The organism is Phocaeicola sp. HCN-40430 (genome assembly GCF_037890285.1).
GTDB classification, from domain to species: Bacteria; Bacteroidota; Bacteroidia; order Bacteroidales; family Bacteroidaceae; genus Phocaeicola; species Phocaeicola acetigenes.
Genome location: NZ_JBBKBS010000024.1, coordinates 41,685 through 50,579, shown reverse-complemented (window position 1 = coordinate 50,579; position 8,895 = coordinate 41,685). Strand labels below are relative to the sequence as shown.

Here is an 8,895-nt window from a genome sequence, read left to right as displayed (position 1 = left end):
AGATTAATTTTGTTTGGCGACAAAAATCTAACAAAAATAGGCTGACCTCGCAAATGAAGTCAGCCTTATTTTTTATGCTTTAGATAAATTTTTATCGGACAGCAATAAATAATTTATTAAACTTGCCCCACTAAAAATCGGGTGAGCCACATTTACTGAATATCCCTGTATAGAACAGCGGCAGGCAATAGGATGCTATCGTTGAAGATTGTATAATGGGAGCTTTACAGCCCCCATTTTTTATTTGGTTTATCACCCATTTCCAGTATCAGTGTACCTCCTTTCAGCAATTCAGATGCAGGGAAATAGAAATTTTGAAGTGGCTTTCCATTCAGTGTAGCCGACTGTATATATTTGTTCTGACGTGAAGCATTACGAGCTTCGATAGTGAATTCTTTTCCTCTTCCGTATCGGTTGTCCAGTCGGATAACCGTTTTTTCATAAAGCGGGCTGGCGATTTCGTATATAGGATCTACGCTACATCCTCCATCAGTCTGGAATAAGCCTATAGCAGCCATAATAAACCATGCACTCATCTGTCCCTGGTCTTCATCGCCTAAATATGCATTTGCAACTCCTGCTCCATAATATCGGTCGATAATAGAACGGCTCCATTTCTGTGTCAGCCATGGTTTACCTACCCAGTTGAACAAGAATGCAAAGTGCATAGACTGCTGGTTACCCTGTACAACGGGAAAATCCCAATACTGATCATTGGGGGCATTGTATCGCCAAGGTTCGCTTGCCTGGAATCCCCATTCCAATCTTTCAATGAAACGCTTCTTGCCAATATAGTCGGCCAATGCACGTACATCCTGAGGGACAAAGTAAGTCAACTGCCAGGCATTTCCTTCTACATAGTGTTCATTGGCACCCGAGCGGAACGGATCGAAGTTGGCAGCCCATTTTCCTTTGCTATCCTTCAATGTAGCATATCCCGAGCGAGTATCAATGGTATTCTTCCACCAGTATCCTCTTTCGTTGAATTCCTTATATATATCCTGCTTGTTTAAAGCTTTGGCAAACTGTCCTACAGTCCAGTCGTCGTAGGAATATTCCAATGAATTAGAGAATCTTCCCAAGTCGGAAGGTACATATTTGTATTTTAGATACGATTTCAGGTCTCTGTTTCCAGCATATCCAGCGTATACTTTCTGTGAAGGAGTACGCTGCATTTTCAGCATGGCTTCCAAAGCCTTGTCTGTATCAAAGTCACGTATTCCCATTTGGTATGCTCCTACGATAAGAGGTATTTCATGTTCGGCCACCATGACAGGAATATAGTTCATACCAGCAGGTCCCTTTGCCAGCCATCCGTTGGCATCGTACATGGCCAACTGAGAGTTTATCCATCGTTTGCTCCATTCCGGTGTTACCAGATTCCAGAACTGGTTCAGATTCCAGAATGTGTTCCAGAAAGCATCACATCCCAATGCTGCATCGTTTTCGTCCGACAAGCGATGTACTTTTTTATCAGTCGAAACCCATTCTCCGTTTACGTCACTCCATATGTTTCGGCTACACAGTGCGCGATACATATTATTATAGAAACGTACCTTTTCCATACGGTCGGTACTTGTAATCTGTACTCGGTCGAACAATTCGTTCCATACCTTTTTCTGATTCTGTTGTACAGCTTCAAAGTTCCATCCAAACGGACGAGTAATTTCTTTTTCAAGATTGAGTGATGCATTTTCGATGTTTACCAATGAGATACCCGAACGTACTTGTACCACCGGATGTTTAGTCGCATCAAACTCCAGATAAACCCCTGCATCTTTCAGGTCTTTGGCTTTTAATACAGTATCGCGGCGCACTTCTCCATCTGCCCAGATTCCCATATCGGCAATAGGCTGGTCGAATTCCAATACAAAGTGTAGTTTATAGTCCTGGTCAGCATCGTTGCTCCATACATTTTTGGATAGTTGATGACTTACACCTTCTATTCTATAGTCGCTAACTCTACGTAGTTCTACTTCTTTCAATAAGTAGTCATTTTCAATCGGGATATGTAAGTCTACCAACACACGTGCTCCTTTTCGATCTTTTGGGAAAGTGTATCGTTGGAATCCGCATCGGGTAGTCGCAGTCAGTTCTGCCTGAATATCATAATCTTCCAGATGGATCGCATAATAACCGATTCCGGCTTTTTCGGTACGCTTATCTATGCGTGAACGATAACCAGAGTCTGGATTACCTTCTTCACCTTCTTGTATAACCAGCTTCCCATTTGTAGGCATTAATCCCAAACCACCTAAAGTCCACTCGTGAATATGGCTGAAACATCCGATGTTTTCAAAAGTAGGCTGGTATCCTGCCTGCCATCCGGTATTCTGGTTGTCCGGGCTCAGTTTTACCATACTGAAAGGCATCCACGGCCCCGGTGCAATCATCCAGCGCGAATGTCCGGTACCAATGCGTGTGTCTACGTAGTCTGCCAATGTCTGTAATGGCTGGGCGCTTCTTTCTATCTGTCCTTTACCGATGATTCGTCCGTCGGCTCTTACCACATACTGACTTTTTTGTGTGGTTTCTACAGAAGACATAGGGACTTCGAGCACGTAGCGAGCTGTATCAATCTGTTGGGTAAATACCTTCTTTCCGTCCACTTCAACTTCAAGGGTAGGACGTCCCGACAGTTCTTCTACATCTACCAGCAGAGGCTGTATCCGCTTGCCGTTTTGTTCAATTTCATAGTTGGCAGCTTCTACTCCGCGTAAAAAAGCTTTCTTGGGCTTTATCAACTGTATACCTGCAGGACCATCCAATGTGATTTGGTCGAATAGAATCCAAGAACCTTGCAGTACAGATAAACGGATTTCATTTCCGCCTTCATGAAGACAAGCAGGGTCGATAGGTATCTCTATACGATTTTCTACAGTTCCGCTTAAATCGCCTGTAATGGAGTTCTTGTTTTTTCCTTTCGGTAACTGGAATTTCCATGCAGTGCCGTTTACGGTAACCTTCAGAAGAGGAGGTAACTCTACAGCGTTGTCCAGCACATCTATGGTCAGTTTCCATGGAGTGGAGTTATTGGTTATTTTTTCGATACCGAAAAGGATGGTTGTATCGTGTGTACGCCATCCGGAAGTACCGCCAGTTCCTCCCCATCCATCCGAAGGACCGGGTATTACGTAAGGAAACTCTTTGCTCGCATCCGAATGGCCGATTAAGAAATAACGGTCTTCGTAGCCAAAGTCATTTGCAAGATAGTCTTTGTATCCATTCGGAGCCAGTGCAAAACCTTTTGCCTGATTGTCGTTTTCTCCGATGGTCCAGATTCTGTCTGCGCTTATCGGTTGTGCGCAACATGCTGTCAGCAGAAATAGAGAGACAAGTTGTTTGTTCATGGTTATTGTATTTTATGACACAAATAAACGAAAAACAATACGGTATTCTGTCAGACTTTTTTCTGATATACTTATATTATATTATTGTAGAGTGGAAAAATAGAAAATAAAAAGGAAAGTGGATGCTTGGAGTAATTTATCTAGGGAAGAAAAGAAAAATAGAGAATAGGACAAATTTCGTTTTTATGGCAGAATGAAAAAAGGGTTGCAACGCAATGCGATGCAACCCTTTTCAATTTCTTTTCTAAATACTGAGACTTATTATGCTTCAGCGAAAGGAACTACAGATACGAAGCTCTTGTCTTCGCGACCTTTCTTGAAACATACAGTACCGTCTACCAATGCGTAAAGAGTGTGGTCACTACCCATACCTACGTTTTCACCTGGGTTGTGAACTGTTCCTCTTTGACGAACAATGATGTTACCAGCTTTGCAAGCTGAACCACCGAATATCTTTACGCCTAATCTTTTGCTAGCTGACTCACGGCCGTTCTTAGAACTACCTACACCTTTCTTATGTGCCATTTCTTTCTACGTTTTTAATGATTAAGCAATAACTTGTTTGATAGTCAATTCAGTAAACTGCTGACGGTGACCGTTCAGTTTTCTGTAACCTTTTCTTCTCTTCTTGTGGAATACCAATACTTTGTCACCTTTTACCAAGTGAGAAACTACTTCGCATACCACTTTTGCACCTTCTACAGTAGGAGCACCTACAGTAACAGTACCGTTGTTGTCTACCAACAAAACTTTGTCAAATTCAACAGTTGCACCGTTTTCAGCATTCTGAATGTGATGTACAAACAGTTTTTTGCCTTCTTCAGCTTTGAACTGCTGACCGTTAATTTCTACAATTACGTACATTTTATTTAATATTAAACGGGTTTTCTCCGCAAGGTGAACCGCTCTCATTCGGTTACTTGTTTACCTTTACGGACTAAATCGGCTGCAAAGTTAAGGGTTTTAATTCATATAACCAAGCATTTAAAGGGAAAAAGTTTGTGCTAATTTACACCATTTATTTCTTTTGCTTTTTGCTTGAAATGCTTGAATTGCTTGTATAGCATGAAGCCGGCAATCAGGCTGGCCATAATGTCGGAGATAGGCATGCTGTACCATATACCCAGACTTCCCCAAAACAGAGGAAGGATGAAGAGACAAGGAATCAGAATCAGAACTTGTCGGCTGAGTGAAAGGATGATGGCTTTTCGTGCCATGCCAATACTTTGGAAAAAGTTTGATGTAACCATCTGGAAGCCGATAATAGGGAAGAACATCACTGTAATACGGAGCCCTTTAGCCGATAAATCAATTAGAGTCTGGTCGGTCGTAAAAGCTGATACAGTCAGTTCCGGAATCAGTTCGCCCACGAGGAATCCTGTAGTAGTTACTATTGTTGCAGCTATTACGGTCAGTTTCATTACATGATTTACACGATGATACTGCTGGGCACCAAAGTTGTATCCGGCAATGGGTTGCATACCCTGGTTCAGTCCCATGACAATCATCACAAACAGAAATACGATACGGTTTACAATACCAAAAGCACCAATGGCAAGGTCGCCATCATATAGTTTCAGCCCTTTATTAATCAGAATTACGATAAAGCAGGCTGCTATGTTCATGAAAAAAGGAGCCAGTCCGATACCGATGATGTTTTCTACCAGAACTTTGCGCAGGCGGTAGATACCTCTCTTCATATGAAGCAGTTCTTCTTTGTTTGCAAACAGCTTGACAAGCCAGCACAAGGAAATGATCTGTGCCAGAATAGTAGCTACGGCAGCTCCACGTATTCCCATGCCGAAAGTATAAATGAACAAGGGATCGAGTATGGTATTGATAATAACTGTCAGGATGGTGGCAATCATCGCTTTTTGCGGATGTCCGGCAGACCGGAGTACAGAATTCAATCCTAAATACATATGTGTTATTACATTACCTATCAGGATAATTTCCATGTAATCTCTTGCATACGGTATGGTCGCTTCGCTTGCCCCAAAGAAATACAGGATAGGGTCAAGAAAAACCAGAGTGATAATGGTGAACAATACACCGATAATTAAGTTCAGCGAGATTACATTTCCCAAGATTTGCTGAGCGGTGTGATAGTCTTTCTGGCCTAATTTAACCGAAATCAGTGTCGAAGCTCCGACCCCTACCAGCGAACCGAAAGCGGCAGCCAAGTTCATCAGAGGGAAAGTGATAGCCAGGCCGGAAATAGCCATCGGACCAACTCCATGGCCGATAAAAATACTGTCTACCATGTTGTAAAGAGAAGAAGCAGTCATTGCGATGATGGCAGGGATGGCATATTGTGCCAGTAGCTTACCAATAGGTAGTGTTCCTAATTCTGTTGCAGTTCCTTTTTGAGACATAAAATCGTTATTTTACGTAAATTAGCCTGCAAAGATACTCATTTTTTCTCATTTGAGAAAGGTGCTTTATCTTAATTAAAAGAGTAAGACAGAATGTCTTTCGGAAAGTTTCTACCCTTCAAAAGCAAGCTTTTGACTTGGCACTGCACTCACCTTTCGCTATCTTTGCATTCCAAAAAGAAAAAGAAGCGTATGAAGATATATTTTTTTCTATTGAATTTTGTGATGATGATGACGTGGAGTACTGTCAGCGGAGAAGTGCTTTGCCGTTATCGGGTTTATCTGGCTGATAAAAATTGTACGACTTATTCTTTAAACCGGCCGGAAGAGTTTCTGTCTTCGCGTGCCATTGAGCGGAGAATGAGACAGCATTTGGCTGTAGATTCTACAGACCTTCCTGTGTGCCGTACCTATATCGAGGAAATACGTCGTTCGGGAGGAAAAGTGTTGAATCACAGTAAATGGAATAATACTGTAGTTGTTGAGTTGTCTCGTCACGAAGTGCTAGACTCTATCCGGGCTCTTCCTTTTGTAAAGAAAGTGAAGCGTGTATGGATTGCTCCTGATGAGATAATACCCCGAAATAAGGAGCGTAAGAAAATGGTGACCAACAAGGTTGCCAAAACCGACGATTATTACGGACATGCGGCAGCACAGATTCGTATGCATCATGGCGATAGCCTGCATGCAGCCGGTTTTCGTGGCGAAGGAATGCAGATTGCCGTAATTGATGCGGGCTATTATAATGTAGACGCTATTAAATTGTTCCGCAATATGGACTTGCTGGGGGTGCGCGATTTTGTCAATCCCGATTCGGATATTTACGAAGAGCATAGCCACGGACTGAAAGTGTTGTCGTGTCTGGCTGTAGACAAGCCTAATGTCATGGTAGGAACTGCTCCCAAAGCTTCTTATTGGTTGCTTCGGAGTGAAGACAATGATACCGAACAGCCGATAGAAGAAGACAATTGGGCTGCCGCCATTGAGTTTGCCGATAGTGTGGGAGTGGATGTAGTCAACACCTCGTTGGGATATTATGAATTTGACGATAAGGAAGAGAATTACCGTTACCGCGATTTAGACGGTAAAACTTCGTTTATGTCGGTTACCGCAGAGAAAGCTGCAGGAAAAGGATTGCTTGTGGTATGCAGTGCCGGCAATGCCGGTGGGGGCAAATGGAAAAAGATTTCTCCTCCGGCCGATGCGGAAGATGTGATAACTGTCGGGGCATTGGATTACGACCGTACAAATGCCGATTTTTCTTCCATAGGAAATACAGCCGACGGAAGAGTCAAGCCGGATATCATGGTATTAGGAGTAAGAGCTATAGTTGTGGGAGAAAACGGAGGAATATCCAGAGCAAGCGGTACTTCTTTTGCGGCTCCCATTTTCTGTGGATTGGTCACTTGCTTATGGCAGGCTTTTCCGGATCTTACTGTAAAAGAAATTATCGATGTAGTCCGTCGTTCGGGAAGCCGTTATACTCATCCCGATAATATCTACGGTTACGGAGTGGCTGATATATGGAAAGCATATCAGTTGATTCGGAAGGAAAGGGGGAACAGATGAATGGTAACCCGCTTTCTTTGGTCGAACTGAATGCGCTGGTACGTCGTAGTATTCGTGCCTGTCTGCCCGACGAGTACTGGGTACAGGCCGAACTGAGTGAAGTGCGTGCCAATTATTCAGGACATTGCTACCTGGAGTTTGTGCAGAAAGACAGCAAGAGCAATGCACTGGTGGCAAAGGCACGCGGTATTATCTGGAGTAACGTATACTACCGGCTTAAGCCTTATTTTGAACGGGAAACGGGACAGGCTTTCACTTCCGGTATCAAAGTACTCGTTAAAGTGACAGTCGACTTTCATGAACTCTACGGCTATTCGCTGACCGTAGTCGATATTGACCCTACTTATACATTGGGCGATATGATGCGCCGGCGCAAGGAGATATTGAAAAGGCTGGACGAAGAAGGAGTGCTTACTTTAAACAAAGAGTTGGAAATGCCTTTGTTGCCCCAACGTATTGCGGTTATCTCTTCGGCAACTGCTGCCGGTTACGGCGACTTCTGTAATCAACTTTCCGGCAACCCGTTCGGCTTTGTTTTTTATCCTCATCTTTTCCCGGCTGTCATGCAGGGAGAGCGGATTGAAGCTTCCATTATTCAGGCACTCGACCGTATCTATAGTCAGCAGGATTGTTGGGATGTGGTTGTCATTATCCGTGGGGGAGGAGCTGTTTCCGATTTATCCGGATTCGATACTTATGCCTTGGCTGCCAATTGTGCCCAGTTTCCGTTACCGCTTATTACAGGTATTGGACATGAACGTGATGATACGGTGCTCGATCTTATTGCACACACTCGTGTCAAGACCCCTACAGCGGCTGCCGAGTTATTGATAGACCGTGTGCGCCGCACGGCAGAACAGCTGGAAGCATACACCGATTATTTTTACAGGGAAATTCCCCAACGTCTGGAACAGGAAAAGAAGAGACTGACGCAGTGGGTATCTCGTATTCCAGCTCAGGTACAGATGAGGCTGCAGCAGGAACATTTCCGGCAGGAGCGTTTTACCAAGCGTATGGCCGCAGCATGGCAGGCTCGTTTGCTGCGTGAAGAATACCGGCTTCGTGTAGAAAAACGTATGGAAGTAGCTTGTATGTCGCGTTTGCAGCGGGAACTTCATCGCATTGAACTGATGGAGCAGAAGACACAGGCTGCATCGCCGGAACTGCTTTTGAAAAAAGGGTATAGTATTACATTGAAAGACGGTAAGGCAGTGACCGATGCTTCTACACTGAAAGCAGGAGATAAAGTAGTGACGCGCATGGCATCGGGAGAGGTGGAAAGTATAGTAGAGAAAATAAATTTAAAAACAGAATACAATGGCAAAAAAAGAAACATACAGTGAAGCGATGAAACGGCTGGAAGCCATCGTATCGCAGATAGAAAGTAACGAGTTGGATATCGACAGCCTGGGAGAACATCTGAAAGAAGCCCAGAAACTTATAAAATACTGTCGTGATAAACTTTATAAGGCAGATGCCGAAATAAAGAAAATGCTTGAAGAAGGAGAAGAAACGGAAGCTTGAGCAGTTTCATCTGGCTGTGATTGTATAGGATTACTCAAGAGAATTGCAGCCATTGACGATACTGATTGTAAAGTTCC

Annotated in this window: 7 protein-coding genes; 3 read left to right on the top strand and 4 right to left on the bottom strand. The window is 43.5% G+C overall.

Translation table 11 applies throughout. The features are described from left to right. Window positions 1-224: 224 nt before the first annotated feature. The 4 genes from WKU26_RS10540 to WKU26_RS10525 form a co-directional block, all read right to left on the bottom strand. A complete protein-coding gene (locus tag WKU26_RS10540) occupies window positions 225-3,350 on the bottom strand; it encodes a GH92 family glycosyl hydrolase (protein ID WP_340321967.1) in 3,126 nt (1,041 codons plus the stop codon). Window positions 3,351-3,611: 261 nt separating this feature from the next. Beyond that, complete coding sequence (rpmA, locus tag WKU26_RS10535; protein WP_178265658.1) at window positions 3,612-3,875, bottom strand: 50S ribosomal protein L27; 264 nt, start codon at window positions 3,873-3,875, stop codon at window positions 3,612-3,614. 21 nt (window positions 3,876-3,896) lie between these two features. Then, window positions 3,897-4,214: a 50S ribosomal protein L21 gene (gene rplU, locus WKU26_RS10530; protein ID WP_007566748.1), complete on the bottom strand. Its 318-nt coding sequence runs from the start codon at window positions 4,212-4,214 to the stop codon at window positions 3,897-3,899. A 140-nt stretch (window positions 4,215-4,354) separates the two neighbouring features. Beyond that, window positions 4,355-5,725, bottom strand: coding sequence for an MATE family efflux transporter (locus WKU26_RS10525; RefSeq protein ID WP_269877799.1), 1,371 nt, complete (start codon window positions 5,723-5,725; stop codon window positions 4,355-4,357). 225 nt (window positions 5,726-5,950) lie between these two features. Between WKU26_RS10525 and WKU26_RS10520 the strand changes: the two genes are divergently transcribed. The 3 genes from WKU26_RS10520 to xseB are packed head-to-tail and all read left to right on the top strand — an operon-like array spanning window position 5,951 to window position 8,818. Further along, window positions 5,951-7,294: a S8 family peptidase gene (locus WKU26_RS10520; RefSeq protein WP_445323239.1), complete on the top strand. Its 1,344-nt coding sequence runs from the start codon at window positions 5,951-5,953 to the stop codon at window positions 7,292-7,294. After that, the gene (gene xseA / locus WKU26_RS10515) at window positions 7,291-8,637 is read left to right on the top strand and encodes an exodeoxyribonuclease VII large subunit (RefSeq protein ID WP_340321968.1); all 1,347 of its coding nucleotides are present in this window, start codon (window positions 7,291-7,293) and stop codon (window positions 8,635-8,637) included. Before WKU26_RS10520 ends, xseA begins: the two co-directional genes overlap by 4 nt. Then, a complete protein-coding gene (gene xseB, locus WKU26_RS10510) occupies window positions 8,612-8,818 on the top strand; it encodes an exodeoxyribonuclease VII small subunit (RefSeq protein ID WP_178265661.1) in 207 nt (68 codons plus the stop codon). The genes xseA and xseB overlap by 26 nt, the downstream gene beginning before the upstream one ends. Window positions 8,819-8,895 lie beyond the last annotated feature (77 nt).